We start from the raw sequence: 24,513 nt of genomic DNA on the forward strand, positions 1-24,513 counted from the left end.
GCTGATATTGATGCATTAAAACTATCCCAAACTTACTGGGATAGTTTTTTTGCTTCGTAAATCTGAGAAATAAAGAATTGCTCAAAAGCAATTGCAAAAAAAGTCATCATTACTCCCGCTCCCAATACCAATGACAAAATCACAGTCAGGATGGTGAGCCAGCCAGATTGGGTTTTACTCTCTTCGCCCGATCTAAACTGAGCATCCCAACGTTCGTCTGGGCGCAAGCCAAGCGCAATCGTGGTCAGCCAAGATGCCTCTATTGCGATAAAGCCAAGGGTAATGAGCACCCAACCTGGCGCAGAGTTAAAGTGCTCTAGCTTTAGTAGAGACCAGCCTAGGATGCCGCAAAGAAGCGCCAATAATTGAGACCAAGCCCAAAATGATTTAAGGCCGAGCAAATAAAAACAGTTCAAACCAGTGCCTGGAAAAAATAGTCCTAAGGAGCAAAAAATGAGTTTAGAGTTTTTCATAAGGTAATCGTAGTGCTACTAGTGGCGTGATTCTGAATTTATTTTTTAATGGGATTGCGCTGCGCAAAGGTGAGTACTTCACGGTCATTGCCAATCATCAGCATGCGGTCACCATCACGCACGATGGTGCGGTAATCGTTGAGCTCGTATAGAAAATCATTTTCTAATTCCATACGCGGGGCTGCACATGCCATTTTTGTAGCTGCAATTTTGTTTAAGGTGAATCCGCGAGAGTCTTCATCTAGAGCTGCCGTGAAACGATTACAGCCTGTAAAACCACTCAGCTGTTGGCCTGAGCTATCAAAAGACATTTGAATTGGGTTGCTGCTTTCGCCTTGGGGTATTTGCCTGGCTCGCACCTCACCAGAGCTATTGGGTGGTAAATTCCAACGAATTAACTCCCATTTGGTATTTCTGAGCTCGCTGCTAGGAGGGCTGGTTTTCGCTGTGCAAGGGGGAATAATGTTGGCGCAAGCGGTCAAAAGAGACAATCCCAGGCAAGAAAGCATTAAAAAAAAGCCATTTGAGGGGCCTCGATATGAAAATAAAGTATCTTTTTTAACGGACATTTTTATGTAAATTACTGTTTTTAAAGGTTAATTTAATGATACTGGGTATTTATTCTATCTACTGGAAGTCTTAAATAGGTAGAACAAATAGGGGTTTTCGTCTAGAATATGAGGTTTTCCGCTTTACCGTGCATTTGTTTTGTTGATTTGCTTGGTAACGGAGCCCAAGATTTTTTGTAGAAACTTCATTGGGTTGTAATCAACCTGTTTTCATTTTAGATTTTAAGGAATAAGTATGGTCGTCATTCGACTGGCACGCGGCGGTTCTAAGAAGCGCCCTTTTTATAGCATCGTTGCTACTGATAAGCGCAATCGTCGCGATTCGAACTTTATCGAGCGTATCGGTTATTTCAATCCACAGGCAGCTGCTACTGAGCAAGCAATGCGTATTGCTCAAGACCGCTTGACCTATTGGACTGGTGTTGGTGCTCAGATTTCTCCAACTGTTGTGCGTTTGATCAAAAACAATCCTGCAGTCTAAAAATCTTTTAGATCCAGACTTTTTCGTAATGATGAAGTCGCCAGTTGTGGGATTGCAATGTCGTGTTATCTGGGGAAGATGGGTAACTTCACTATGAGTACACCCTCCCTAGATACTTTAATTGAGCTGGGCGCAATTGCTGATGCTCAAGGCTTGCAGGGTCAAATTAAGGTCAGACCGCATTCGACCGACCCTGTAGCGCTTCTCTCCTCAAAAGAAATTTGGCTATCTCTCATCCCTCGTCGGGATGCGGGAGTCTCTGCTTCTCATGAGCAGGCCTCTTTGCGCGCCTATAAAGTGAAACAGGCCAAGATGCATAGTGGTACTGTGGTGATGGCTCTGGATGGCGTAACGGATCGAGATCAAGCTCTTGCATTAAAGGGCGCCAGAATTTTGGTGGGTCGTGAAGTTTTTCCAAAAGCACAAGCGGATAGTTTTTACTGGGTAGACCTCATTGGCTGCCAAGCTAAAAATCTCCAAGATGAAATCTTAGGCGAGGTTATTGATATGACTGAGCATGGTGCCCATGGCGTTATTGCAATTGGTGATGCCTCTACCAAAGTCATCAAGCAATTGGTGCCTTTTGTAAAAGAGGTTGTCCAAAATGTCGATTTACCCAATAAAGTAATCATCCTAGATTGGCAGTCTGACTGGTAACTATGCGCTTTGATGTTGTCACCTTATTCCCGGAGATGTTTTCGGCGCTGACTCAGTGGGGGGTGACGGGGCGTGCATGTGAGCATAATTTGGCAAGTGTCCACCTCTGGAACCCGCGTGATTTTTGTACCGATCCTCGCAAAACAGTAGACGATCGAGCTTATGGCGGTGGGCCTGGCATGGTAATGATGGTTAAGCCGCTGGAAGATACCGTTTGTGCCGTAAAAGCCACACATCTTACAAAGGGTATTCAAGGCGGCCCAATTTGCCTATTAGCTCCGCAAGGTGAGACCTTTTCTCAAAAAATAGCTGAAGATATCCTCAATTACGGTAATTTAACCTTCATTTGCGGTAGATATGAGGCTATTGATCAACGTTTTGTGGATCGGAACGTCGATTTACAGCTTTCCATGGGTGATTTTGTGCTCTCTGGAGGTGAAATTGCTGCGATGGCAATGATGGATGCTGTTATTCGCTTGATCCCAGGGGCCTTGGGAGATGGCCAGTCAGCGGTTCAGGATAGCTTTGTAAATGGCCTTTTAGACTACCCACACTACACCCGCCCAGAAATATATGAAAATTTATCGGTGCCGGACGTGCTTTTAGGCGGACATCACGCTAAAATAGCGGATTGGCGTCGGCAGAAGTCTTTAGAGCTGACGTTCAGGTTAAGGCCGGATCTTATAGAAACGGCCAGAGCCAAAGGGTTGCTAACCCGAGAAGATGAACAATATCTTCGTTCACTGTAAGCAATTACGGTAACGAATTCAGAGTTTTAATTTTGGTTTAGTGAAAATTGTTTTAACTGCATCCTCTATCAGGTCCGTTGATTGATATCTCGGGATTAAACGCTGACAAGATGTTTAAGGATTAATAATGAATTTGATCGAAAAAATTGAGCAAGAAGAAATTGCTCGCTTAAGCGCCAATAAAACGCTTCCTAGCTTTGCTCCTGGCGACACCGTGGTTGTTGGTGTAAACGTTGTTGAAGGTACACGTAAGCGTACTCAGGCATTTGAAGGTGTTGTGATTGCTAAGCGCAATCGTGGACTCAATTCCAGCTTTATCGTTCGTAAGATCTCTTCTGGTGAAGGTGTTGAGCGTACATTCCAAACTTACTCACCATTAATCGCTAGCATCGAAGTAAAGCGTCGCGGTGATGTACGTCGTGCCAAGTTGTACTACTTGCGTGATCGTTCTGGTAAGTCTGCACGTATTAAAGAGAAGTTGCCGGCTCGTAAAGTGGCTGCTACTCCAAACGCTGCATAAGAATTACGATGAGCAAATAAAAAGGCGACCGAGGTCGCCTTTTTTGTTGGCCTAAAATAAGAATATGCCTAAGATTGATACCGCCGAAGAAGTGCTCAATGTTGCTGCGCCTTTAGGGTTTGATGCACAAGCTATTCCAATTGAATCAATATGCACTGGGCAAGTTGAGGTTCCAAAACAGATGCTGCAGCCCGAGGCTATTAGGGCACGTTTGGCAGCTCCTCCTGCTTGGCATCCCGAAATCACCGATGAGAATCGACATGTCATTGCAGCAGACATTATTGCCAGGCGGCAGGCAGCCGGCAAGGTCACTCGCGCTGCCGTATTAATCCCCTTAGTTTTGCAATCTGAGGGTCTAGCGGTTTTGCTGACGCAGCGCACCAATCATTTGCGTGATCACGCGGGTCAAATTAGCTTTCCCGGTGGACGTATGGATGAGGGCGATAAAGATGCGATTGATACAGCTTTGCGTGAGAGCCAAGAAGAGATTGGCTTGAGTGCAGATCATGTCGAAATTATTGGATGTTTGCCAGAGTATTTGACGGTTTCTGGATATAGCGTTACCCCGATTATCGGTTTGGTAAAACCTCAGGCAGAATACGTATTAGATGAATTTGAAGTGGCGGATGTTTTTGAAGTGCCATTACGTTTTTTAATGAATCCGGAAAACCACCAAGTGCGGGTTTGGGAAAGTGCGCAGGGCAGTCGACGTTTTTATGCCATGCCTTATGAGAATCGTTTTATTTGGGGTGCAACTGCAGGTATGTTACGTAACCTTTATCATTTATTAAAAGTATGACTTTCTTTTCTATCCTCTTCGCATTAATTGCTGAGCAATATCGCCCGGTCACTGCCAATCACTGGATTCGGAGGGTGAGTGCGCGCTGGTTAGATTGGGTCGCGGGTGAATTTGGTGGAAAAACAGAAGCAGGTGCAAGCCCGATTGGTGCGCGTCTGGCTTGCATGGTTGCATTCATATTGCCAACTTTTTTTGTCTTTGTTGTGTATGTCAGTTGTATGTTGACCTACCCAATACTGGGATTTTTATGGAACATACTCATTGCCTATCTTTTCTTTGGTTTTCGCCAATTTAGCCATTCTTTTACGGCAGTTCATGAGGCGATTGAGAATCATGATTTGCCTGCCGCCCGACTTGCTTTGGGCCAATGGTATGGAGCTGATTTGGATGTTTCGGATTTAACTGAAACAGAAGTCATTACTTTGGCATTGGAACGAGCGATTATTGGCTCCCAGCACCATGTGTTTGGTGTCCTCTTTTGGTTCTTGATGCCGATCGGACCAGCAGGTATTGTTTTATATCGTTTGGCAGATACAGCCTCTATGCGCTGGTCCGAAAGAGGCGATTTCAATTTAAGCGAAGCGTCTCGCCATTTCTTTTACGTTTTAGATTGGATTCCATCGCGTATCACTGCGATGGGATTTGCAATTGTTGGCAACTTTGAGGATGCCGTCTATTCCTGGCGTCATCTGACACAAAAATGGTCTGATCCTTTATCTGCTGTGATCCTGGCAAGTGGCAGCGGCGCCTTGGGTGTTCGCTTGGGCGAACCCTTGACTGAGCCCGATAGTGATGAGGCTTTGCGAATGGCTGAAGCTGGTGAGCCACTCATTTATGAAATTGGTCTTGAGCCTACTGAGCGAACGATGCGTTCAGCCGTTGGCTTAGTCTGGCGCTTGGTTATCGTTTGGATGGCTTTATTGCTAATGCTGACCATCGCTCTTTGGCTTGGCTAATACCTTGAATTTGGGTGTCTGCTGTTTTTGAGTCAGCCCACAATTGCCTAAATAGCGCTAGTCTCTCTGGCGCTATTTCATTTTTATCTACAGCTTCGCGAACGGCGCAATCAGGTTCACTGAGGTGTGCGCAATTATGAAAGCGACACTTGCCTAGATAATCTTTAAATTCTCTAAAGGCATGTTGCAATTCGCTTACCGACATATGGGCTAAACCAAATTCCTGAAAGCCCGGAGAATCAATCAGCGCTCCTAATTTGCCAGCCGCATTACGACCCCAAGATTGTGGCAATTCAAAATAGCGGCATGCTGTCGTGGTGTGTTTGCCAGTATCGAGTCGTACCGAATATTCTTGGGTAAGGGCGGCGGCATTGGGAACCCAGGCATTTAAGAGGCTGGATTTACCCATGCCAGATTGCCCAACAAATACGGAGACCTTGCCTTGGAGGGCGGGGCGTAGAGCATCAATTGATGCCCGATCAAATTTGGCTGACACCTCGCTCACAGGGTAGCCCATGCGAGCGTAAGGCTCAATTATTTTGCGTGCATGCGCTAAATTATCTTTGAGATCGCACTTATTCAATAGGATATGCAGGCCAATTTGATTTGCTTCTGCAGCTACAACCGCCCTACCAAGCAGGTCGGGTGAAAAAGCGGGTTGGGTTGCCAGTACTACTAAAATTTGATCGACATTAGAGGCAATTAATTTGCTCTTAAATGCATCAGAGCGATAAAGCAAATTTTCTCTAGGTTCAATCTGAATGATGCGTGCTTGATCAATCGACGTCATCTCCAGCAGCATGCGGTCACCCACGGCGCCGATATGTTGTTTCGCTGGCGTGCTTACTTGAATCAAATCGCCCTGTGGAGACTCATGACCGGTAGAATCGGTCACCAAGCGCTGCGCTAAATAGTGTCTTCCATAAGAAGCAATCAATAGCGCGTGAAATCGGTCCATGCCAGATTAATGAGGGCGCGCGAGGTTGGCAATGCGCAAAGGGGCTGGTGGATGGGAGCTATAGAAGGCAGTGTAGATTGGGTCTGGTGTTAAGGTTGATGCATTATCTTGATATAGCTTTACCAGCGCCGAGATTAAATCTTGCGCAGAAGATTTTTCTGCAGCAAAGTTATCCGCCTCATATTCATGTTTGCGTGATGCCAAGCTTGATAAAGGGGTGAAGAAGAAACTAAATACTGGAGACACCAGCATAAAAAGAGCCAATGCTAGACCACCATTAAAACCATAGGGATCAGGCATGACACCTAGGTCTAAATAAAACCATGCTTGCGTACTGAGCCAACCTAATAGGGCAAACATTCCAAAGCTCAATGCAAATGAAACCAGCAAACGCTTGCGAATGTGATTGCATTTGTAATGACCTAACTCATGCGCCAATACAGCCTCTACTTCGCCGGGATTGAGCTTCTCAATCAGGGTGTCAAAGAAGACAATGCGCTTAGCTTTGCCCATACCGGCAAAAAATGCATTGCCATGTGCGCTGCGCTTACTGCCGTCCATGACAAATAAACCTTGACTAGCAAAATCACAGCGTTGCAATAGAGCCTCAATCTGAGTTTTTAAAGGACCGTCTTCTAGGGCCTTAAACTTATTAAATATGGGCGCAATAAAGCTTGGGAAAATCCACTGCATGAGCAGGCTAAAGCCAGTAATGACAGCCCAAGCCCAGAGCCACCAGAGACTGCCAGCTTTGGCCATCAAGCTCAAGATTGCCCAGAGTAATGGGGTGCCAATCACAATAGCAAGTGCAATGCCTTTGATCATATCGGTAAAGAATAATTTTTTACCCATGCGATTAAAGCCAAACCGCTCTTCTAGTTGAAATTGCTTGTACCAAGAAAATGGCAGATCAATTGCTCCAGAGATAAGGGCGATTGAACCAAGTAAAGCAATTTGCTGAATCATTCCTTCGCCAAGCCATTGGAGTAAGGCGAAATTCAGAATCTGTAAACCGCCCATGAGAGTAAAGGCAATCAATACAATAGCACTCACACCATTTTCTAAAATACCAAGACGTAATTTCGCGATAGTGTAGTCAGCTGCTTTTTGATGATCGGCCAAGGTGATCTTTTCCGCAAACTCTGTTGGTACGGATTCACGGTTTTTGGCTACATGGCGAATTTGTCGTTGAGCAAGCCAATGGCGTAGGCCAAAACTGGCGATAAAGGCGATTAGAAAAACAATTGTGAATGTCATGAGATCATTATAGATATGAGCGAAATAAGCACACCAAGCAACCCCAAAACCCCATCCCCCAGCGATAATCTCATTTGGGTGGATATGGAAATGTCAGGCTTAGACCCTGAAAAAGAACGTATTTTAGAGATTGCCATCATTGTTACGGATGCGTATCTGAATACTATTGCCACAGCGCCAGTATGGGTTATTCATCAAGAGGATGCCCTTTTGGATGGAATGGATGCCTGGAATAAGGGCACGCATGGACGTTCTGGTCTAATTGATAAGGTGAAAGCCTCTACTTTGGATGAGGCAACAGCCGAAGCCCAGTGCATTGCCTTTTTGAAGCAATATATCAAACCAGGTATAGCGCCAATGTGTGGCAATACGATCGGTCAAGATAGGCGCTTTATGGCGCGCTACATGCCTAAGTTAGAGGCTTACTTTCATTATCGAAATATCGATGTTTCTACCCTCAAAGAGCTTTGCAAACGTTGGCACCCAGAATTGGTAAAAGGCTTTACTAAAAAGCAGGCCCACACGGCTTTAGCTGATATCGAAGAGTCTATCGAAGAGCTGAAGTACTACCGCGATACATTTATTGTGCCTTTGCCTTGAGGGCACTTTTTGGTCGAAAGGCCTTGATGAATGCTTCATTGGTTTGAATGTAAGGTCCACCTATCAAATCAATGCAATAAGGCACTGCCGCAAAGATTCCTGGAACAATAGATTTGCCCTCGGCATTTTTAAGACCTTCCAGCGTTTCTTGAATGGCCTTTGGTTGCCCCGGCAAATTAATCACGAGGGCAGCATGCCCAGGGATTTCTCTGAGAACAGCAGTTTGGCGAGACAGGATGGCAGTAGGGACAAAGTGCAGGCTGATTTGGCGCATTTGCTCGCCAAAACCCGGCATCTCACGCGTTCCAGCGTCCAGGGTAGCCTCAGGGGTCACATCCCGTCTAGAGGGGCCCGTACCGCCTGTGGTGAGCACCAAATGGCAGTGATGCTCATCTACTAGTTCCATAATCGCTTTCGTGATGGTTGCACGTTCATCTGGGATTAAGCGCTCTTCAAAAAGAGATGGGTTACTGATGGCAGCGCCGAGCCAATTTTTGAGGGCGGGCAGACCCTCGTCAATATAGACACCCTGGCTTGCACGGTCTGAAATCGAAATCAGACCAATTTTGACAGTATCTTGCTGCTCGTCGTCTGGGGTTTGGTTATGCTTCATGTTTCTATTCTAGCTATTATTAGGGTATGTTCACATACACATCAAATCAGTTCCAAGAAATCATTGATTTCATGCTTAAAGAAGCGCGTCGCCGCGGAGCCTCCGATGCAGTTGCCGAGGTTTCTGAGGGTCAGGGTTTATCCGTTACGGTTCGCAAGGGTGAGGTAGAAACCATTGAACAAAGTCTGGATAAGCAGGTCGGCGTCACCGTTTTTTTGGGCCATCGTCGCGGCAATGCCAGTACCAGTGATTTCTCGGTCGATTCATTACGTGCCACTGTAGAAGCTGCGTACCATATTGCTCAGTACACTGCTGAAGATGACTGCGCGGCACCGGCAGAAAAAGATTTATTAGAAAAAAATCCACGCGATTTGGATTTATTCCATCCTTGGGCTTTAGATGCGGCACTAGCAATTGACATTGCACGTACCGCCGAAGGCGCTGCTTTTGCAGTTAGTAAGCAAATTAAAAATAGCGATGGCGCATCAGTATCAGCTCATCATGCGCATTTTATGATGGGTACCTCTCAGGGTTTTATGGGGGGCTATCCATTTTCACGTCACTACATTTCCTGTGCGCCAATCGCAAGTGAGGGCGGTAAAAAATCTCCCATGCAACGAGATGATTGGTATTCCAGTTCACGCATTCCTGAGCAGTTAGCTGAGCCAGCCTCCATTGGTACGTATGCCGCCCAACGCGCACTTTCCCGCCTAAAAGCAAGATCATTAAGTACCCGGCGTTGCCCTGTCATTTTTGAAGCACCTTTAGCCGCTGGATTGCTAGGTTCTTTAGTGCAAGCAGTATCGGGAGGCGCTCTCTATCGACGCTCTAGTTTCTTATTGGATAGCTTGGGCAAACAAGTGCTGCCTAAACACATCAGTCTTTTTGAAAATCCCCATCTTAAGTCGATGACGGGAAGTGCGCCATTTGATGAGGAGGGTGTCAAAACCTCTCCAAGAACAGTGGTGAATAAAGGTATTTTGGAAGGTTATTTTTTATCAACTTACTCTGCGCGTAAGCTTGGTATGAAGACCACTGGCAACGCAGGCGGTTCACACCATTTAACTTTGCAGAGCCGCAAGACACCCCAAGGTGGCTTACCTGCTTTATTAAAAGAAATGGGTACCGGTTTATTGGTCACTGAATTAATGGGTCAGGGTGTGAATTATGTGACTGGTGATTATTCTCGTGGCGCATTTGGCTACTGGGTTGAGCATGGTGAAATTCAGTATCCCGTTGAAGAGCTCACAATTGCTGGTAATTTAAGGGATATGCTATTAGACATTGAGCTCATAGGAAGTGATTCTTTAATTCGCGGTACCAAAGAAACCGGTTCGATATTGATTGGTTCAATGACGGTGGGTGGTAAGTAGCGCCCTGGGAAAACTGAGTGGCTCAAAGGAGAAATGGACCCTGTTGGGCCCATTTTTTTATTTTCGCTCGAGGGTGATAAATCGAAAATGAATATCACCTTCAGACCCCGGCGTCTTCTCGATTTCTTGCCAATTTTCAGGGTCAGGGATTTCAAAAAAGGTATCTCCGTCTACAATATCAATATCGATTTCTGTGAGGTATAGGCGATCTGCTTTAGCAAAACTTTGCCTAAATAGTTGTTCCCCACCAATCACAAAAACCCGTGGTGAGTCCGATAAGCGATTGAGCGCTTCATCCAAAGAGCTGGCTACTTCTGCGCCAAGCAAATGCAAATCAGTGTTTCTGCTGACCACAATATTGCGACGGCCAGGCAAAGGTCGACCAATCGATTCCCAAGTTTTTCTGCCCATGATTACTGGGTGGCCCATGGTGACGCGTTTAAAGAATTGCAAATCAGCGGAAATCTTCCACGGCATCTGATTATCTTTGCCAATGACGTGATTACGCGAGCGTGCAACGATCATAGAGATAGCAGCTTGTGTCATCTTGTTCTTAAACTGCTACAGGAGCTTTAATGGGTGGATGGGATTCATATCCGACAATTTCAAAGTCTTCAAACTCATAATCAAATAATGACTCTGGTTTGCGTAAGATATTTAATGTAGGTAATGGATAAAAGCCACGCGATAGTTGTAAATCAACCTGCTCGAGGTGGTTGCTATAGAGGTGGCAATCACCGCCAGTCCAAATAAAATCACCCACTTCAAGATCGCATTGCTGAGCCACCATATGCGTCAGCAAGGCATAGCTTGCAATATTAAATGGCACGCCTAAAAAAATATCTGCACTGCGTTGATACAGTTGGCAAGATAGCTTCCCATCGGCTACATAAAATTGAAAGAAGGCATGGCACGGTGCTAAAGCCATCCGAGGAATATCGGCAACATTCCAAGCCGAAACAATAATACGACGTGAATCTGGGTTGGTCTTAATTGTCTGAATGACCTCGGAGATCTGGTCAATATGCTGCCCATTTGGCGCAGGCCATGAGCGCCATTGGTAGCCGTAGATTGGACCTAGGTCGCCATCAGGCGCAGCCCATTCATTCCAGATTGATACACCGCGCTCTTTTAGCCAGTTATTGTCGGTGCTCCCTTTGAGGAACCAGAGTAATTCATAGATGATTGATTTGAGATGCAGCTTTTTGGTTGTCACCATGGGAAAGCCGTCGGCTAGATTAAACCGCATCTGATGACCGAATACAGAGATTGTGCCAGTACCGGTTCTATCGGACTTTTGAGCTCCTTTGGCAAGGACTTCCTTCATGAGGTTGTGGTATTGGCGCATGGGACTAATTTATCAGTGATTAAGTATTAGCAAGAGCTTACTCGATATTGGGCGAACTAACACCAAGCGCCTTATGGAGCTTGGGCGAGGTCGTGGTGTACTGCAATGGAATCTGTTTTTCCGGTTGGAGATAGGCTGCAGCAGCAAAGGCGGCTAGAGCAGCTTCATGAAATCCTGACAAGATCAACTTCTTTTTTCCTGGATAAATATTGATGTCACCAACTGCATAGATTCCGGGAATATTAGTTTGAAACTTTTCTGTGTCGACGGTAATTTGTTTGCGATCAATAGTTAAACCCCAGTCAGCAATAGGTCCTAATTTTGGTGAGAGACCAAAAAAGACTAGTAAATCATCGACGGGGATTGTTTGACTTAGCCCATCAATATCGGTGACTTGAAGTGCGCAGAGACGTCCATGCATCGTCTCAAAGCTGGAGATTTGACCAATGAGCAGCGCCATCTTTTGTTTGGCGCAAAGTCTGCGCATTTCGCCAATAGCCTTAGGCGTTGCCTTGAAATCGTCCCTGCGATGAAGGAGGGTAACGGATTTAGCTTTACCTACCAAATGCAGTGCCCAATCCAGCGCGGAATCACCGCCACCACAAATTACGATTTGCTTATCAGTAAAACGCTCGGGATCATTGACGTGATAAAAAAGTTGTTTACCTTCAAATGCTTCAATGCCCTCAAGCTTAAGGGTGCGTGGCTGAAAGGCGCCTACTCCAGCAGCAACAAAAACCGTCTTACTTAAGAATTGGTTGCCTTGTGAAGTGCTCACCAGAAAGCGCCCATCACCTTGACGCTCAAGGCTTGCAACTTCCTGTCCCAGATGAAATTGTGGGGCAAAAGGTTCAATTTGCTTAAGTAAATTATTGGTGAGTTCTCGTCCAGTGCAAACTGGAATAGCCGGTATGTCATAGATGGGTTTATCTGGATACAACTCGATGCATTGGCCGCCTACTGCTGGCAGGGAGTCAATGACATGGCTTTTTATTTCCAGCAAACCAAGCTCAAAAACTTGGAAGAGGCCCACTGGACCTGCGCCAATAATCAGGGCATCGGTTAGTGTGGGCTGATTCAAACTAAATCTCTTGGATATAGCTTAGTGGGTGGAGAAGTAAATAAACCTTACTTCACCAATTGATCTAATTTATTTTTAATATCTTTCCATTCATCGGCCTCAGGCAAGGCGCCCTTAGATTTGGTAATGGAAGTCCATGAAGAAGCTAACTCTGCATTGAGCTTGATAAATTCTTGTTGATCGCCAGGTACGTCGTCTTCGGCATAAATTGCATTGACTGGGCACTCGGGAACGCAAACGGCACAGTCGATGCATTCGTCCGGATCGATAACTAAAAAATTAGGACCTTCGCGAAAGCAGTCAACTGGGCAAACATCCACACAGTCGGTGTACTTGCAGCGGATACAGGATTCGGTAACAACGTAAGTCATGGCGGAGTAGTTTCAATGGCCCATTGAAAATGGGCTGACAAGTTATAAAAATACAATTTTAGCCGAATTAGCCTATTTTTTAGGTAAAGTGAGGGCTATTACCACTTCAATTGAATGCATATGAACACCTCAGCACAATCCCATTCCCTTCAAAAACCCAAAATTTTGGTAGCAAGAGCTATTTTTCCGGATCAATTAGCAAAACTAGAGGAATCTTTTGAGGTTCAGTCAAACCAGGAAGATCGCATTTATTCTGCAGACGAGTTAAAAAAAGCCCTGTCTGGTGTAGTCGGCGCCCTAGTTACCGGCAGCGAACGAATTGATGCAGGCGCCTTGGCCGATGCTAAAGATTTGAAAATCGTGGCCAATATTTCAGTGGGCTACAACAACTTTGATGTGCCAGCAATTACGGCGGCCGGTGTCATGGCATCCAATACTCCTGACGTTTTAACGGATACAACTGCAGACTTTGGCTTTGCTCTTTTGATGGCTACCGCTAGACGGATTACAGAATCTGAGCATTGGGTGCGCGCAGGCAATTGGAAGCAATGGTCGCTGATCAATAATCCACTTGGGATGGACTTGCACCACACTACCATTGGCATTATTGGTATGGGGCGGATAGGTCAGGGGATTGCTAAGCGGGCCTCAGGTTTTGGTATGAATGTCATTTATCACAACCGCAGTCGTTTGCCCGAGGCAGATGAAAAAGCATGTCGTGCTACTTATGTTTCTAAAGAAGAGTTGCTAAAAACTGCCGACCATGTGGTCTTGGTGCTGCCTTACACCCCAGAAAATCATCACACTATTGGTGAGAAAGAATTAGCCCTCATGAAGCCGACTGCGACCCTCGTCAATATTGCGCGCGGTGGTATCGTAGATGACTTGGCTTTAGCGCAAGCCTTGAAGGCAAAAAAGATATTTGCAGCAGGCCTAGATGTGTTTGAGGGTGAACCAACAGTTAATCCAGAATTGCTTAAATTGAGCAATATTGTGTTGGCACCTCATATTGCTAGCGCAAGCGAAAAGACGCGCAGAGCCATGGTGGATTTAGCGGTGAAAAATCTCACTGCAGCAGTTGCTGGAACTAAGCCACCAAGCTTAATTAATACTGAAGTCTTTAAGGGCTAAGTAAGAAATAGACCCTGTAAATAAATTTGTGTAAGTTCCTGCGGTCAATTAACCTTCATAGAAGGATAGCCACATGGAACACAACACAATGGATCGTAGTAAATTACAAGCCTTAGCCAACGAACTAGCCAAGGACCTCAAGACTCCAGAAGATTTAAATATCCTTTCACAGGAGTTGGTTAAGCTCACGGTAGAAGCAGCTTTAAATGCGGAGCTGACCCACCATCTGGGTTACGAGAAGCATCGCAATCGGCCTAGTAGCAATGCGCGTAATGGCATTACTAGCAAACGCCTTAAAGGCTCCCATGGCGAGGTGGTTATTGACACCCCCAGAGATCGAGATGGCAGCTTTGAGCCGCAACTGCTTGCTAAGCACCAAACCCGCTTAACCAGCATGGATAGCCAGATTTTGACGCTCTACGCCAAAGGCTTATCCACCAGAGAGATCGTGGGTGCTTTTAAGGAGATGTACGATGCCGATGTCTCAGCTACACTGATCTCTCAGGTGACTGATAGCGTCATTGAGCAAATCACTGACTGGCAGGCTAGACCACTCAATGCCATCTATCCCATTGTGTATTTGGACTGCATTGTGGTCAAAATCCGCGAGAACATGCAGGTTATCAACAAATCCATTTACCTGGCTCTTGGGGTTGATATGGACGGACATAAGGAGCTATTAGGCCTATGGATCTCCGAGAACGAGGGGGCCAAGTTCTGGCTATCTGTACTGACAGAGCTCAAGAGTCGTGGTGTGCAAGATATTCTGATTGCCTGCATTGATGGGCTCAAAGGCTTTCCACAGGCCATTGCCAGCGAGTTTCCACAAGCTCGAATTCAGCTATGTATTGTGCACATGGTGCGCAACAGCCTGAAGTACGTTTCTTGGAAAGATTACAAGGCGGTCACCGCTGATCTCAAACGTATTTATCAGGCCAGCACCGAAGCGCTGGCTCAAAAAGCGCTAGAAGAGTTTGGCACCACCTGGAACAGCCAATATCCGCAGATCGCTAAATCCTGGACTAGTCACTGGGAGAACCTACGAACCTTATTTGACTATCCCCCAGAGATCCGCAAAGCCATTTACACCACCAATGCCATTGAGTCTTTGAATAGTGTTATTCGGTCAGCCACCAAGCGCAGAAAGTTATTTCCTAGCGATACCGCAGCCACTAAAGTCATTTACCTAGCCATCATGCAAGCATCAAAGAAGTGGACGATGCCGATACGGAACTGGCGGGCAGCACTGAATCGCTTTGATATAGAATTTGGAGAACGCATCGCTGTTCACCAATAACCCCGCGGTGAACTTACACAGAAATATTTACAGGGTCAAGAAATAAATCGAAGCCGATTTATTCGGTTTCGATTTCTTCTGGTAATTCTCTTAGGGCTACTTCAATGCCACCAAAGGTATCTGCAACCCAGTTATACACTTTGCAGGCAATCCATAAGAGCGCAAAGCCAAGCAAGGCATTCAGAATCAGGGCTGATAGAACGGTGAATCCTGGGATTGCACCATCACGGATGAAAGCCACAAATAGTGCCAAGAGCACAATTGGGAATGAGAAACAGAGATAAACCAGAACCAAGGTTTTGGCGGTATGGACTGGATCGACGAAGACAATTTCTTTTTTGGTGAGTTTCATAGCCGCAATCTTAAAGCAGTCCCTCAAAAAGTGCCACATCTACCCACTCTCCTGCGGCTACATTGCCTTGCTCGTGATTGAGAATGACAAAGCAATTTGCCTCACTCATGGAGCGTAATATGCCGGCACCTTGACTTCCAGTCAGCCTGACAGTTGGCCTGCCATCCTTATTGCGCCCTAGAATGGCGCGCTGAAATTCTGTTCGACCCGCCTTTTTGCGAATGGGAGCTTCAGCAATAGCCTGCATCAGCGTTGGTTCAGTTTGTGAGGCGCCATTCAGAGCAAGCAGCGCTGATTGCACAAATTGATAGAACGTCACCATGACTGCTACGGGATTTCCTGGAAGGCCAAAAAATAGCGTTCGTTTTTTATTGGCTTGCCCATCTACTGGCTTGAGTGTGCCAAAAGCCATGGGCCGACCTGGACGCATGGCAATCTTCCAAAAGCCAACATCACCCAGTTCTTGCATGATTTGTTTGGTGTAATCGGCTTCACCCACTGAAACGCCGCCCGATGAAATCAATACGTCTGCTTGTTTGGCTGCATCACAAAAGGCTTTTTTGAGAGAGGCGGGATCATCACGGACAATCCCGCAATCAATGATTTTGAAATTGAGGCGATTTAATAAGCCAATCAGACTATAGCGATTGCTATCGTAAATTGTCCCGGTGCTTAAAGGCTCTCCGAGTGGGCGTAATTCATCACCGGATGACAGAATTGCCACTTTTAATTGAGGGCGTAAGGGCAGCTCTTTGATACCAAGGGAGGCTGCCAAACCCAAATCAGATGGCCGTAATATTCTTCCTGCCGATACCGCAGCCTTCCCCTTTTGTAAATCTTCACCGCGCAGACGACGATTATCGCCAGCCTTGAGCAGCTTTTTCTCAAACTCAATAGTAGCCACATTGTTTGATGACTCAATTATCAATTCTTGTGGAATGACGGTGTCGCATCCCGCTGGCATGAGTGCGCCTGTCATGATTTTGACGCATTGGCCACTGGAGACTACTTTATCAAATGGCTTACCAGCAAAAGCTGTGCCTACTATTTGGAGCCGAGCGAGATCGCCATCATCTTTGAGGCATGCGCCATCAAATGCATAGCCATCCATTGCAGAATTGTCTGCTGCTGGTACATCAATAGGTGAAAGTAAATCACTACCCAAGATGCGATTAATAGATTGATCTAGAGGTGTTAATTCAAAATTAAGGGGAGTCTGCTTTTGAGCCTCCTCGAGCAATTCCTTGACTAAGTCAGCGATAGCCTCGCGGGCCTTTTCCACTGGCAAAGCAGGGTTTAAAAGTGGGGGTCTGTTAGGGGAATGCGGTTCCATATAGCTTATTTTGCTGCATTCTCTAGTGCATGTAATTCTTCAGGCGTATTGACGTTGGCAAAAGCATCTTCATTTTCAAAGACAACGGTACTGGTGCGTAACTCTGTAAACCAGTGATCAATCTTTAAATCACCCTTGCTCAAGAAGGTGCGTAAAGAATCTGCCAAATCACTGCGCATCAAACAAAAAACCGGCTGAGCCCAATGCCTGCCATTTGCACTCTTGGTGGATGCATAAACTAGTTGTGCATTGGTCTTCTCCAGCTCTACGGCGAGCATCTGAGCTAGATCTATGGGAAGCAATGGAGAGTCACAAGGTGAAGTGAGTAGGTAAGGTGTTTGAGCTGCCTTGAGGCCAGCCAAGAAACCCGCTAAGGGGCCTGCAAAGTCTGGCGTCTCATCGGCAATCACTGCGTATCCATACACTGAGTATTTTGTGATGTTGCGATTGGCGTTAATCATGATCGGCCCAACTTGCTCCTTTAGTCGGGTAATCGCGCAGTCAATTAAAGGTTTTCCTTGAAAAGAGATTAGGCCTTTATCAATACCGCCCATGCGTTGGGCGCGACCACCCGCCAAAATCAAACCAGTAATCGCTTCTTTTTTAATCATTAGCCGCCAATATAAGACATCTCGACCTTGCGGCCATTGGATATCTTTTCTTCAGGGTGTGAGCCCCTCATTTCTGAGTAGTTATCCGTGCGCTGTGACCAGGTACTCATAATGGCATTGGCTATTTCAAGATCTGATTTTCCCGAACGCAGTAGCGTTTTAAAGTCAAAACCGGAATTGGCAAATAGACAAAGATACATTTGGCCATCAGTGGAAATGCGTGCACGCGTGCATTCATGACAAAAGGTTTGTGTAACGCTGGAGATCACACCGATCTCTCCAGAACCATCTTGATAGCGCCAGCGTTGCGCCACTTCGCCAGCATAGTTTGCCTCAATGGGTTCAAGCGGGAAGACGGTATTGATCTGGGCAATCACATCTTTGGATGGAACAACTTGTGCCATATCCCAACCATTTGAACTGCCAACATCCATGAACTCAATAAATCTCAAAATGATTCCGCTGCCCTTGAAGTGTTTGGCCATTGCCAAAATTTGATGTTCATTGCAGCCCTTCTTAACCACCATATTCACTTTAATGTCAGTGAAGCCGACATCTTGTGCAGCCAGAATGCCATCTAAAACATCGGTAACAGGAAAATCGACATCATTCATTTTTTTGAAAATGGCATCATCTAAACCATCTAAGCTTACGGTGATTCTGTGCAGCCCTGCTGCTTTTAAAGCCGCAGCTTTTTTTCGTAAGATGCTGCCATTGGTTGTCAGCGTCAGATCAAGCTGTTTGCCTGATGGCGTGCGAATCTTTGCCAACATCGCTATCAGTACCTCGAGGTTCTTACGAAGTAAAGGCTCGCCACCAGTAAGGCGAATCTTTTCGATGCCAGTAGTGGCAAAAATAGTACTTAGCCGCGTGATTTCCTCAAAGCTCAATAATTCTTGATGAGAAAGATAGGGGTAGTTCTGATCAAAGATCTCTTTGGGCATGCAATAGGTGCAGCGAAAGTTGCAGCGATCGGTTACAGAGATGCGTAGATCACGTAGCGGTCTGCCGCGAGTATCTTGAGTGAGGTTACTTGTGGGAAGGAGTGCGGTTGGAATGGACGGCACAAGACCTGCACCTTCAGCAATTCGTATTGGGATTACTTTTTCAACCATGGGTGAATTATGGCTGTGAATGAATGTTTCTGCCAAACCGCCATAAATCCTTTTGAGATCTATGGCAGCCTGGAGAAAAGTTTAAATAGTTTTTTCTTGCCCGCCGGTTTCAACAAGAACCATTGGACCTTCTGGCAGGCTAGCAGCCGGTTTGGGGGCTCTTCCTAAGTTCAGAGAGATTGGCTCTGCACTAATCTGATTCTGAGCTTCAGCATGCTTATTCGCATCGGTAGCAACCCAAACCATGCCCGCTGATTGAACAACATGATGCAAAGGAGTTTCCTCAAGCGCCTGGAAGGACACCTTTGGAAGCTCTGGCGCTGGTTTAGCGGCCACTTCAATTGGTGCTATTGCGTCCACTACTTGGGCTGGTGCTGTAGCTGTTTCAGTTGGGCGATTGTTTTGACGGGGCGCGCGTGGCGCTCTTTCAATTTTTGGCTCAATCGCGGGCGTGCTGACATGAAAGCTCTGCACAATATCTTTGATTGGCATAACAGAGGATGCACCCGACATTCCGGCAGGAGGTCCTGAGAAGCTTGGCGCTACAGCATTGCTAGGCGCTGTAGCTACATTCTCGTTGCTCGCATCTGTGTTGCCTTCGGTGCGCTCACCACGTTCGCGTTGACCACGTCCACGACCACGACGATTGCGTCCACGACCACGACGCTCTTCTCCCTCGGCTGTTACTGGAGTTGCTTCGTTTGCTGGCGCAGCTTGTGTTGCTGGTGTCACTACTGCTGGCTGTTCTGGCTTTGGATTATTGCGATTACCTTGGTTGCGGTTGCCATTGCGGTTGCGACCTTCTTGGCGAGCTTTGCCTTCAGTATTCGCAGCAGCTCCCTCAGCATGATTGGATGTACCCTCTGCGTTGGCAGCTGGACGATCACCACGATCATTGCGTTCGCCGCGACGACCACGATTCCGATTGCGATCGCCGTTGCGGTTACTTTGGTTGCGACCACGGGGCGCGCTTGGGGCTGGTTTTGCTTCTTCCTCAGGAGCAGAGACAAAGAGGCGCTTGATAAAGCCAAATAGACCACCAGAGCTTGCAGCGCTAGCTTTAGGTGCAGTACGGGCTGGGCGTGGCTGGCTTACTGGAGCAGGTTGATTGGGAGTAATTCCTTTAACAGCTGCCTCAGGGCGAGCTTTTAATTCTGCATCTTTGCGACTAACGGTAGTGTCAGTTTCCAATTCACGTGCAGCTTCTTCCGCCATCACATAGCTTGCCTTTTGGTCATCCAAACGAGGATCATCATGGCGCAAGCGCTCGAGTTTGTAGTGTGGTGTTTCCAAATGCTTATTTGGGACCATCAACACATTCACTTTGAAGCGAGTTTCAATTTTAATTACTTCAGCGCGCTTCTCATTTAACAAGAATGCAGCGACTTCAACTGGTACTTGCGTATGAATCGCGGCAGTGTTCTCTTTCATTGCTTCTTCTTGGATGATGCGCAAGACTTGCAATGCGGACGACTCAGTATCACGAATATGGCCTGTGCCATTACAGCGAGGGCAAGTCACATGACTGCCTTCAGACAGGGCGGGGCGCAAACGTTGGCGCGACATTTCCATCAGGCCAAATTTGGAGATCTTGCCCATTTGTACACGTGCACGATCATGGCGCAAAGCATCGCGCAAACGATTCTCAACGTCTTTCTGTGCCTTGCTTGACTCCATATCGATGAAGTCAATGACAATCAAGCCACCCAAGTCACGCAAACGCGCTTGACGAGCAATCTCATCGGCAGCTTCTAAGTTGGTACGGGTGGCCGTTTCTTCAATATCAGAGCCGCGGGTAGCTCGTGCAGAGTTGACGTCAACTGAAACCAAGGCTTCGGTGTGGTCGATCACAATCGCACCGCCAGATGGCAATGGCACGGTGCGGGAATAGGCGGTTTCTATCTGATGTTCAATCTGAAAGCGAGAGAACAAAGGCACATCATCTTGATAACGCTTTACTCGGGAGAGGTTGTCTGGCATTACTACAGACATAAATGCCTGAGCTTGCTCGTAAATGTCATCGGTATCGATCAAAATCTCGCCGATATCAGGCTGGAAATAATCGCGGATTGCGCGAATAACCAAGCTTGATTCAAGATAAATCAATAAAGGAGCTGAGTTGCCTTTGGCTGCTTCATCAATTGCACCCCAAAGTTGCATTAAGTAGCTTAAGTCCCACTGTAATTCAGTGGCATCACGACCAATACCGGCGGTACGGGCAATAATGCTCATGCCATCGGGCACCTCTAATTGAGCCATTGCTTCACGCAGCTCTTGGCGATCTTCACCTTCAATGCGACGCGAAACACCGCCTCCACGTGGGTTATTGGGCATCAATACCAAATATCGACCAGCCAAGGAGATAAATGAAGTTAAAGCCGCGCCTTTTTGGCCGCGCTCTTCTTTTTCTACTTGAACAATAATTTCTTGCCCTTCGCGCAAGGCATCTTTAATGGACGCATTGCGAACATCGATACCTTCTTTGAAATAAGTACGGGCTACTTCTTTAAATGGCAGGAAGCCGTGGCGTTCCTCACCATAATTTACAAAGCACGCTTCAAGCGAAGGCTCAATGCGGGTAATAACACCTTTGTAAATGTTGCCTTTACGCTGTTCGCGTCCGGCAGCTTCGATATCAATATCGATGAGTTTTTGACCATCGACGATGGCAACTCGCAACTCTTCTTGTTGAGTTGCATTGAATAACATGCGTTTCATAACACTCTCCTATGGGGGAGGGTGTCGCTGCGGCGGTGCGTTAGGGGACAGGTTAGATCGCTTAAGGCAGGGCCCATGGGCGAATGGTGAGTGTGGGTCAAGCTAATCTGGGCATATCTTGCCCAGTCCACCAAGTTCAATGTTTGTTAAACCGGTGCCACACTTGACGATCGCCGCAGAGACCTCCTTTAGGTCATCAATGCAGGCGCTCGCCTGAAAACTGTCTTCTAATCGCGGGTCGCGGCATACGGCACACCAACCCTGCGCCTCATTACAACGGGGGAGGGGCAACCCCGGGAGTCTATTAAGGGCGACTCCAAGCTCCACGATTCAAACCTGACTTCAGGTTGGGATCAAGCTAATAAATTAGCTAGAGCGTTGATTATACGGCACAAGTTGAATGACAATGGGGTATTGTTAAGTCCCTCGCCGAGGTGGCGAGAGAGATAAACTATGAAATCAACACCCATTCCGAAGACCCCACAGCCAAAAACAGCCATACCTGCATCCGTTCATTTGCAGACGATTGGTCCCGAGGAGGCTGGGCAGCGCTTAGATAACTATCTTCTTCGCTGGGCCAAAGGGGTTCCCAAGAGCCACGTATACCGGATTATTCGTTCTGGCGAGGTGCGGGTCAATAAGAAGCGGGCTGAGCCGACTACTCGCTTGATTGAGGGGGACGTGGTCCGTTTACCGCCCGTTCGCTTGGCTGAACCAGCTCAGATGGCGGCAGTCAATACAGCTCAAACCAAGTCACGTGCCCGGGGTTATTCAGACAAAATGCCCATTTTGTTTGAAGACGAGGCGCTCTTAATCGTCGATAAACCACCGGGTTTGGCGGTTCATGGTGGTTCCGGGATTGCGTTGGGGGTGATTGAGACCCTGCGAATCACTCGCCCAGAGCTCAAGTTCTTGGAGTTGGTGCATCGTTTAGACCGAGACACCTCCGGGGTCTTGCTGTTAGCTAAGAAAAGAAGTGCTTTGGTTGAATTACATCGTCAAATCCGCGAAGGTCAGACCGATAAGCGCTATTACTTGATTGCACATGGTGAAATTGTCCAGACTGCAGGGGTAATGCAGTTGAAATTTCCTCTCCATAAATACCTACTCCCTAACGGTGAGCGCCGTGTGCGGGTGGATCCGGATGGATTGCCTAGCCACACTGCCTTGCGGATCAGCAAAATCATGAAACAGGGCGACCTTGCTATTACTTTGGCAGAGGCGCAATTAAAAACAGGCCGTACCCACCAGATTCGGGTGCATTTGCAAAAATTAGGCCACGCCATTCTGGGCGACGATAAGTATGGTTTTGAGGATGAAGATAAGAAAGTAAAGTCCAAGCGCCTCTATTTGCATGCGCATTTGGCTGGGTTTACCCATCCAAGAACTGGTGAAAAAATGCGCATTGAATCACCTTTGCCGGACGAATTTACTGCCTTGATGAGTCGTTTTGAGTCACACGAGTAACGTAGTATTGCCACCATGAATGTAGATAAAAAGCTCGCTAGACGCTACGACCTGATTGTTTGGGATTGGGATGGCACCATCATGGATTCCACCCCAACGATTGTTCAGTGTATTCAGCAGGCCTGTCGTGATTTGGGTTTTAAAGAGCCCGATGATTCTCTGGCGAGCTCCGTCATTGGTTTAGGTATTCATGATTCTTTACGTCGTGCAGTTCCTTGGATTGAACCCGCGCATTTTTCTAAATTGACTGAACGTTTTCGTTATCACTATTTAGCTAAAGACCATGAGCTCCATTTATTTAAGGGCGTTCGCGATTTGCTAGAAAAATTACGTGCAGATGGTTATCTATTGGGAGTAGCTACCGGTAAATCACGCGTTGGTTTGGACCGCTCTTTGCAGCACCATCAGTTAGAGCATCTCTTCCATGAGACACGTACAGCAGATGAATCCTTTTCTAAGCCTCATCCTGGCATGTTGTTAGAGTTATCCGATGCTCTCCAAGTGCCAATGCGTCGCATGCTGATGATCGGTGATACCACGCATGACTTAGACATGGCAGTCAATGCTGGGGTGGATGCGGTTGCGGTGACCTATGGCGCACATCCACCGGATACCTTGAAAGAATCTACGTCACTTGCACATGTGGATGATGTGCCTCAGTTAGCGCAGTGGCTTGATACCAATTTAGTTATATAAGAACTGGGTTAAATGAAATGAGCGATATGAATCGTAATAACAATGACAGTGCAAATTGGGAGCGCCAAGCACTAGAGCACTTATTGCTTGAGAACTTAAAAGAGACGCGTAAAGCACGCCGCTGGAAAGCGGTATTTCGGGTGCTCACATTACTGATTTTTATTGGAATTGTGTTGGCGGTTTTTGATTTTCATTTGCCAGGCGGTAGCATGAGTGTTGAAAGACACACTGCATTAGTTACGCTTGAGGGTGAAATCGCTGCAGGTTCAATGGCTAATGCCATGGACATTAATTCATCGCTTGATGCTGCTTTTGAGAATGAGCATAGTGCGGGTGTGATTTTGCAAATCAATAGCCCAGGCGGCTCGCCAGTCCAAGCCGGCATGATTAATGATGAAATTCATCGCTTACGCAAGCTTTATCCAAGTAAGCCTTTTTATGTAGTAGTTGAGGATATCTGTGCCTCAGGTGGATATTACGTCGCTGTTGCTGCCGATCAAATTTTGGTTGATAAGGCAAGTCTGGTTGGCTCGATTGGTGTGATTATGGAAGGCTTTGGTTTTACTGGCTTAATGGATAAATTAGGTGTCACACGCCGCATGATCACAGCGGGTTCCAATAAGGGCATGATGGATCCATTCTCTAAAGAAAATCCTCAGCAAGTAGTCATGATGAAAAATATGATTGATGAAATTCATCAACAATTTATCGCCGTTGTAAAAGAAGGGCGCGGAGCACGACTCAAAGATGTGCCTGATTTATTTTCTGGTCGAGTTTGGACTGGTGAGCAAGCCGTCAAAATTGGTTTGGCTGATGGTTATGGCACAGTAGATTCAGTTGCCCGTGACGTCTTTAAAGCACCAAGCGTGCTTGATTACACAGTGAAAGAAAATTTTGCTGAGCGCGTAGCAAAACGCTTCGGAGCTGAAGCAGGAAATGCGGCCGGTAAAGCCTTGCTGAAAACTCCCGACCTCAGATAAGTTTGCTT

The 24,513-nt window shown here is 46.7% G+C and carries 27 protein-coding genes; 13 read left to right on the plus strand and 14 right to left on the minus strand.

The genetic code is table 11. The features are described 5' to 3' along the window. Window positions 1–32: 32 nt before the first annotated feature. Together M2125_RS00965 and M2125_RS00970 are read right to left on the minus strand one after the other, a co-directional pair. Entirely contained in the window at window positions 33–473 is a 441-nt protein-coding gene (locus M2125_RS00965) for a hypothetical protein (protein ID WP_076022814.1), read from the minus strand. Between the two features lie 38 nt (window positions 474–511). After that, window positions 512–1,042 carry an META domain-containing protein gene (locus M2125_RS00970; protein WP_280741701.1) on the minus strand — a complete coding sequence of 177 codons (531 nt, stop codon included), beginning with the start codon at window positions 1,040–1,042 and terminating at the stop codon, window positions 512–514. Between the two features lie 235 nt (window positions 1,043–1,277). On the opposite strand from M2125_RS00970, the gene rpsP reads away from it, so the two are divergent. From rpsP to M2125_RS01000, 6 genes are all read left to right on the plus strand, one after another. After that, window positions 1,278–1,523, plus strand: a complete 246-nt coding sequence (rpsP, locus tag M2125_RS00975; protein WP_011902362.1) for a 30S ribosomal protein S16 — start codon at window positions 1,278–1,280, stop codon at window positions 1,521–1,523. A gap of 93 nt (window positions 1,524–1,616) precedes the next feature. Continuing rightward, complete coding sequence (rimM, locus tag M2125_RS00980) at window positions 1,617–2,180, plus strand: ribosome maturation factor RimM (protein ID WP_277540205.1); 564 nt, start codon at window positions 1,617–1,619, stop codon at window positions 2,178–2,180. A 2-nt stretch (window positions 2,181–2,182) separates the two neighbouring features. Then, window positions 2,183–2,929, plus strand: a complete 747-nt coding sequence (trmD, locus tag M2125_RS00985) for a tRNA (guanosine(37)-N1)-methyltransferase TrmD (protein ID WP_280742356.1) — start codon at window positions 2,183–2,185, stop codon at window positions 2,927–2,929. Between the two features lie 127 nt (window positions 2,930–3,056). Beyond that, on the plus strand, window positions 3,057–3,449 hold the full coding sequence (rplS, locus tag M2125_RS00990; protein ID WP_076022816.1) for a 50S ribosomal protein L19: 393 nt from the start codon (window positions 3,057–3,059) through the stop codon (window positions 3,447–3,449). A gap of 64 nt (window positions 3,450–3,513) precedes the next feature. After that, window positions 3,514–4,248 (plus strand): CoA pyrophosphatase, encoded by a 735-nt coding sequence (locus tag M2125_RS00995; protein ID WP_277540199.1) that lies wholly within the window; start codon window positions 3,514–3,516, stop codon window positions 4,246–4,248. Beyond that, the gene (locus tag M2125_RS01000) at window positions 4,245–5,204 is read left to right on the plus strand and encodes a CobD/CbiB family protein (protein WP_076022818.1); all 960 of its coding nucleotides are present in this window, start codon (window positions 4,245–4,247) and stop codon (window positions 5,202–5,204) included. Before M2125_RS00995 ends, M2125_RS01000 begins: the two co-directional genes overlap by 4 nt. On the opposite strand, the gene rsgA is transcribed toward M2125_RS01000, so the two are convergent. Together rsgA and M2125_RS01010 are read right to left on the minus strand one after the other, a co-directional pair. Then, the gene (gene rsgA / locus M2125_RS01005; RefSeq protein ID WP_280742357.1) at window positions 5,149–6,162 is read right to left on the minus strand and encodes a ribosome small subunit-dependent GTPase A; all 1,014 of its coding nucleotides are present in this window, start codon (window positions 6,160–6,162) and stop codon (window positions 5,149–5,151) included. The genes M2125_RS01000 and rsgA overlap by 56 nt on opposite strands. 6 nt (window positions 6,163–6,168) lie before the next feature. Continuing rightward, entirely contained in the window at window positions 6,169–7,419 is a 1,251-nt protein-coding gene (locus M2125_RS01010) for a M48 family metallopeptidase (protein WP_076022820.1), read from the minus strand. Window positions 7,420–7,434: 15 nt separating this feature from the next. On the opposite strand from M2125_RS01010, the gene orn reads away from it, so the two are divergent. Beyond that, window positions 7,435–8,019 carry an oligoribonuclease gene (gene orn / locus M2125_RS01015; RefSeq protein ID WP_076022821.1) on the plus strand — a complete coding sequence of 195 codons (585 nt, stop codon included), beginning with the start codon at window positions 7,435–7,437 and terminating at the stop codon, window positions 8,017–8,019. On the opposite strand, the gene mog is transcribed toward orn, so the two are convergent. Beyond that, entirely contained in the window at window positions 8,000–8,632 is a 633-nt protein-coding gene (mog, locus tag M2125_RS01020) for a molybdopterin adenylyltransferase (RefSeq protein ID WP_277540194.1), read from the minus strand. The genes orn and mog overlap by 20 nt on opposite strands. 26 nt (window positions 8,633–8,658) lie before the next feature. Here mog and pmbA point away from each other — a divergent pair, with 26 nt between their 5' ends. Beyond that, a complete protein-coding gene (gene pmbA, locus M2125_RS01025; RefSeq protein WP_280742358.1) occupies window positions 8,659–10,005 on the plus strand; it encodes a metalloprotease PmbA in 1,347 nt (448 codons plus the stop codon). Between the two features lie 57 nt (window positions 10,006–10,062). Here the strand turns inward: pmbA and M2125_RS01030 are convergent, their stop codons facing one another. Genes M2125_RS01030 through fdxA form a run of 4 tightly spaced genes read right to left on the minus strand, consistent with a single transcriptional unit; the run spans window position 10,063 to window position 12,805 of the window. Next, complete coding sequence (locus M2125_RS01030) at window positions 10,063–10,551, minus strand: dihydrofolate reductase (RefSeq protein WP_277540191.1); 489 nt, start codon at window positions 10,549–10,551, stop codon at window positions 10,063–10,065. Window positions 10,552–10,558: 7 nt separating this feature from the next. After that, on the minus strand, window positions 10,559–11,353 hold the full coding sequence (locus M2125_RS01035; protein ID WP_076022825.1) for a thymidylate synthase: 795 nt from the start codon (window positions 11,351–11,353) through the stop codon (window positions 10,559–10,561). 37 nt (window positions 11,354–11,390) lie between these two features. Beyond that, window positions 11,391–12,434 carry an NAD(P)/FAD-dependent oxidoreductase gene (locus M2125_RS01040; protein WP_277540189.1) on the minus strand — a complete coding sequence of 348 codons (1,044 nt, stop codon included), beginning with the start codon at window positions 12,432–12,434 and terminating at the stop codon, window positions 11,391–11,393. Between the two features lie 47 nt (window positions 12,435–12,481). Next, complete coding sequence (gene fdxA, locus M2125_RS01045; RefSeq protein WP_076022827.1) at window positions 12,482–12,805, minus strand: ferredoxin FdxA; 324 nt, start codon at window positions 12,803–12,805, stop codon at window positions 12,482–12,484. A 120-nt stretch (window positions 12,806–12,925) separates the two neighbouring features. Between fdxA and M2125_RS01050 the strand changes: the two genes are divergently transcribed. Both M2125_RS01050 and M2125_RS01055 read left to right on the plus strand, forming a co-directional pair. Continuing rightward, window positions 12,926–13,936 carry a 2-hydroxyacid dehydrogenase gene (locus tag M2125_RS01050; protein WP_076022828.1) on the plus strand — a complete coding sequence of 337 codons (1,011 nt, stop codon included), beginning with the start codon at window positions 12,926–12,928 and terminating at the stop codon, window positions 13,934–13,936. 88 nt (window positions 13,937–14,024) lie between these two features. Further along, a complete protein-coding gene (locus tag M2125_RS01055) occupies window positions 14,025–15,233 on the plus strand; it encodes an IS256 family transposase (protein ID WP_280742535.1) in 1,209 nt (402 codons plus the stop codon). A 58-nt stretch (window positions 15,234–15,291) separates the two neighbouring features. On the opposite strand, the gene M2125_RS01060 is transcribed toward M2125_RS01055, so the two are convergent. The 5 genes from M2125_RS01060 to M2125_RS01080 form a co-directional block, all read right to left on the minus strand. Continuing rightward, entirely contained in the window at window positions 15,292–15,585 is a 294-nt protein-coding gene (locus tag M2125_RS01060) for a DUF3566 domain-containing protein (protein WP_076023147.1), read from the minus strand. Window positions 15,586–15,595: 10 nt separating this feature from the next. Continuing rightward, complete coding sequence (gene moeA / locus M2125_RS01065; RefSeq protein WP_277540186.1) at window positions 15,596–16,918, minus strand: molybdopterin molybdotransferase MoeA; 1,323 nt, start codon at window positions 16,916–16,918, stop codon at window positions 15,596–15,598. Window positions 16,919–16,923: 5 nt separating this feature from the next. Continuing rightward, complete coding sequence (gene mobA / locus M2125_RS01070) at window positions 16,924–17,529, minus strand: molybdenum cofactor guanylyltransferase MobA (protein WP_076022830.1); 606 nt, start codon at window positions 17,527–17,529, stop codon at window positions 16,924–16,926. After that, window positions 17,529–18,644: a GTP 3',8-cyclase MoaA gene (gene moaA / locus M2125_RS01075; protein WP_076022831.1), complete on the minus strand. Its 1,116-nt coding sequence runs from the start codon at window positions 18,642–18,644 to the stop codon at window positions 17,529–17,531. Before moaA ends, mobA begins: the two co-directional genes overlap by 1 nt. Before the next feature lie 81 nt (window positions 18,645–18,725). Continuing rightward, window positions 18,726–21,362 carry a ribonuclease E/G gene (locus M2125_RS01080; protein WP_076022832.1) on the minus strand — a complete coding sequence of 879 codons (2,637 nt, stop codon included), beginning with the start codon at window positions 21,360–21,362 and terminating at the stop codon, window positions 18,726–18,728. Between the two features lie 453 nt (window positions 21,363–21,815). On the opposite strand from M2125_RS01080, the gene M2125_RS01085 reads away from it, so the two are divergent. Genes M2125_RS01085 through sppA form a run of 3 tightly spaced genes read left to right on the plus strand, consistent with a single transcriptional unit; the run spans window position 21,816 to window position 24,505 of the window. Beyond that, entirely contained in the window at window positions 21,816–22,829 is a 1,014-nt protein-coding gene (locus M2125_RS01085; protein ID WP_076022833.1) for an RluA family pseudouridine synthase, read from the plus strand. A 15-nt stretch (window positions 22,830–22,844) separates the two neighbouring features. Next, window positions 22,845–23,525 (plus strand): HAD-IA family hydrolase, encoded by a 681-nt coding sequence (locus tag M2125_RS01090; RefSeq protein WP_076022834.1) that lies wholly within the window; start codon window positions 22,845–22,847, stop codon window positions 23,523–23,525. 26 nt (window positions 23,526–23,551) lie between these two features. Further along, the gene (gene sppA / locus M2125_RS01095; protein WP_143742128.1) at window positions 23,552–24,505 is read left to right on the plus strand and encodes a signal peptide peptidase SppA; all 954 of its coding nucleotides are present in this window, start codon (window positions 23,552–23,554) and stop codon (window positions 24,503–24,505) included. Window positions 24,506–24,513 lie beyond the last annotated feature (8 nt).

The sequence above is a fragment of the Polynucleobacter sphagniphilus genome (assembly GCF_029892205.1).
GTDB classification, from domain to species: Bacteria; Pseudomonadota; Gammaproteobacteria; order Burkholderiales; family Burkholderiaceae; genus Polynucleobacter; species Polynucleobacter sphagniphilus.

Bases quoted from the DNA above. Each gene is read 5' to 3' on its own strand.
- M2125_RS00965 (WP_076022814.1), bottom strand. From the start codon at position 473: ATGAAAAACTCTAAACTCATTTTTTGCTCCTTAGGACTATTTTTTCCA.
- M2125_RS00970 (WP_280741701.1), bottom strand. From the start codon at position 1,042: ATGTCCGTTAAAAAAGATACTTTATTTTCATATCGAGGCCCCTCAAAT.
- rpsP (WP_011902362.1), top strand. From the start codon at position 1,278: ATGGTCGTCATTCGACTGGCACGCGGCGGTTCTAAGAAGCGCCCTTTT.
- rimM (WP_277540205.1), top strand. From the start codon at position 1,617: ATGAGTACACCCTCCCTAGATACTTTAATTGAGCTGGGCGCAATTGCT.
- trmD (WP_280742356.1), top strand. From the start codon at position 2,183: ATGCGCTTTGATGTTGTCACCTTATTCCCGGAGATGTTTTCGGCGCTG.
- rplS (WP_076022816.1), top strand. From the start codon at position 3,057: ATGAATTTGATCGAAAAAATTGAGCAAGAAGAAATTGCTCGCTTAAGC.
- M2125_RS00995 (WP_277540199.1), top strand. From the start codon at position 3,514: ATGCCTAAGATTGATACCGCCGAAGAAGTGCTCAATGTTGCTGCGCCT.
- M2125_RS01000 (WP_076022818.1), top strand. From the start codon at position 4,245: ATGACTTTCTTTTCTATCCTCTTCGCATTAATTGCTGAGCAATATCGC.
- rsgA (WP_280742357.1), bottom strand. From the start codon at position 6,162: ATGGACCGATTTCACGCGCTATTGATTGCTTCTTATGGAAGACACTAT.
- M2125_RS01010 (WP_076022820.1), bottom strand. From the start codon at position 7,419: ATGACATTCACAATTGTTTTTCTAATCGCCTTTATCGCCAGTTTTGGC.
- orn (WP_076022821.1), top strand. From the start codon at position 7,435: ATGAGCGAAATAAGCACACCAAGCAACCCCAAAACCCCATCCCCCAGC.
- mog (WP_277540194.1), bottom strand. From the start codon at position 8,632: ATGAAGCATAACCAAACCCCAGACGACGAGCAGCAAGATACTGTCAAA.
- pmbA (WP_280742358.1), top strand. From the start codon at position 8,659: ATGTTCACATACACATCAAATCAGTTCCAAGAAATCATTGATTTCATG.
- M2125_RS01030 (WP_277540191.1), bottom strand. From the start codon at position 10,551: ATGACACAAGCTGCTATCTCTATGATCGTTGCACGCTCGCGTAATCAC.
- M2125_RS01035 (WP_076022825.1), bottom strand. From the start codon at position 11,353: ATGCGCCAATACCACAACCTCATGAAGGAAGTCCTTGCCAAAGGAGCT.
- fdxA (WP_076022827.1), bottom strand. From the start codon at position 12,805: ATGACTTACGTTGTTACCGAATCCTGTATCCGCTGCAAGTACACCGAC.
- M2125_RS01050 (WP_076022828.1), top strand. From the start codon at position 12,926: ATGAACACCTCAGCACAATCCCATTCCCTTCAAAAACCCAAAATTTTG.
- M2125_RS01055 (WP_280742535.1), top strand. From the start codon at position 14,025: ATGGATCGTAGTAAATTACAAGCCTTAGCCAACGAACTAGCCAAGGAC.
- M2125_RS01060 (WP_076023147.1), bottom strand. From the start codon at position 15,585: ATGAAACTCACCAAAAAAGAAATTGTCTTCGTCGATCCAGTCCATACC.
- moeA (WP_277540186.1), bottom strand. From the start codon at position 16,918: ATGGAACCGCATTCCCCTAACAGACCCCCACTTTTAAACCCTGCTTTG.
- mobA (WP_076022830.1), bottom strand. From the start codon at position 17,529: ATGATTAAAAAAGAAGCGATTACTGGTTTGATTTTGGCGGGTGGTCGC.
- moaA (WP_076022831.1), bottom strand. From the start codon at position 18,644: ATGGTTGAAAAAGTAATCCCAATACGAATTGCTGAAGGTGCAGGTCTT.
- M2125_RS01080 (WP_076022832.1), bottom strand. From the start codon at position 21,362: ATGAAACGCATGTTATTCAATGCAACTCAACAAGAAGAGTTGCGAGTT.
- M2125_RS01085 (WP_076022833.1), top strand. From the start codon at position 21,816: ATGAAATCAACACCCATTCCGAAGACCCCACAGCCAAAAACAGCCATA.
- M2125_RS01090 (WP_076022834.1), top strand. From the start codon at position 22,845: ATGAATGTAGATAAAAAGCTCGCTAGACGCTACGACCTGATTGTTTGG.
- sppA (WP_143742128.1), top strand. From the start codon at position 23,552: ATGAATCGTAATAACAATGACAGTGCAAATTGGGAGCGCCAAGCACTA.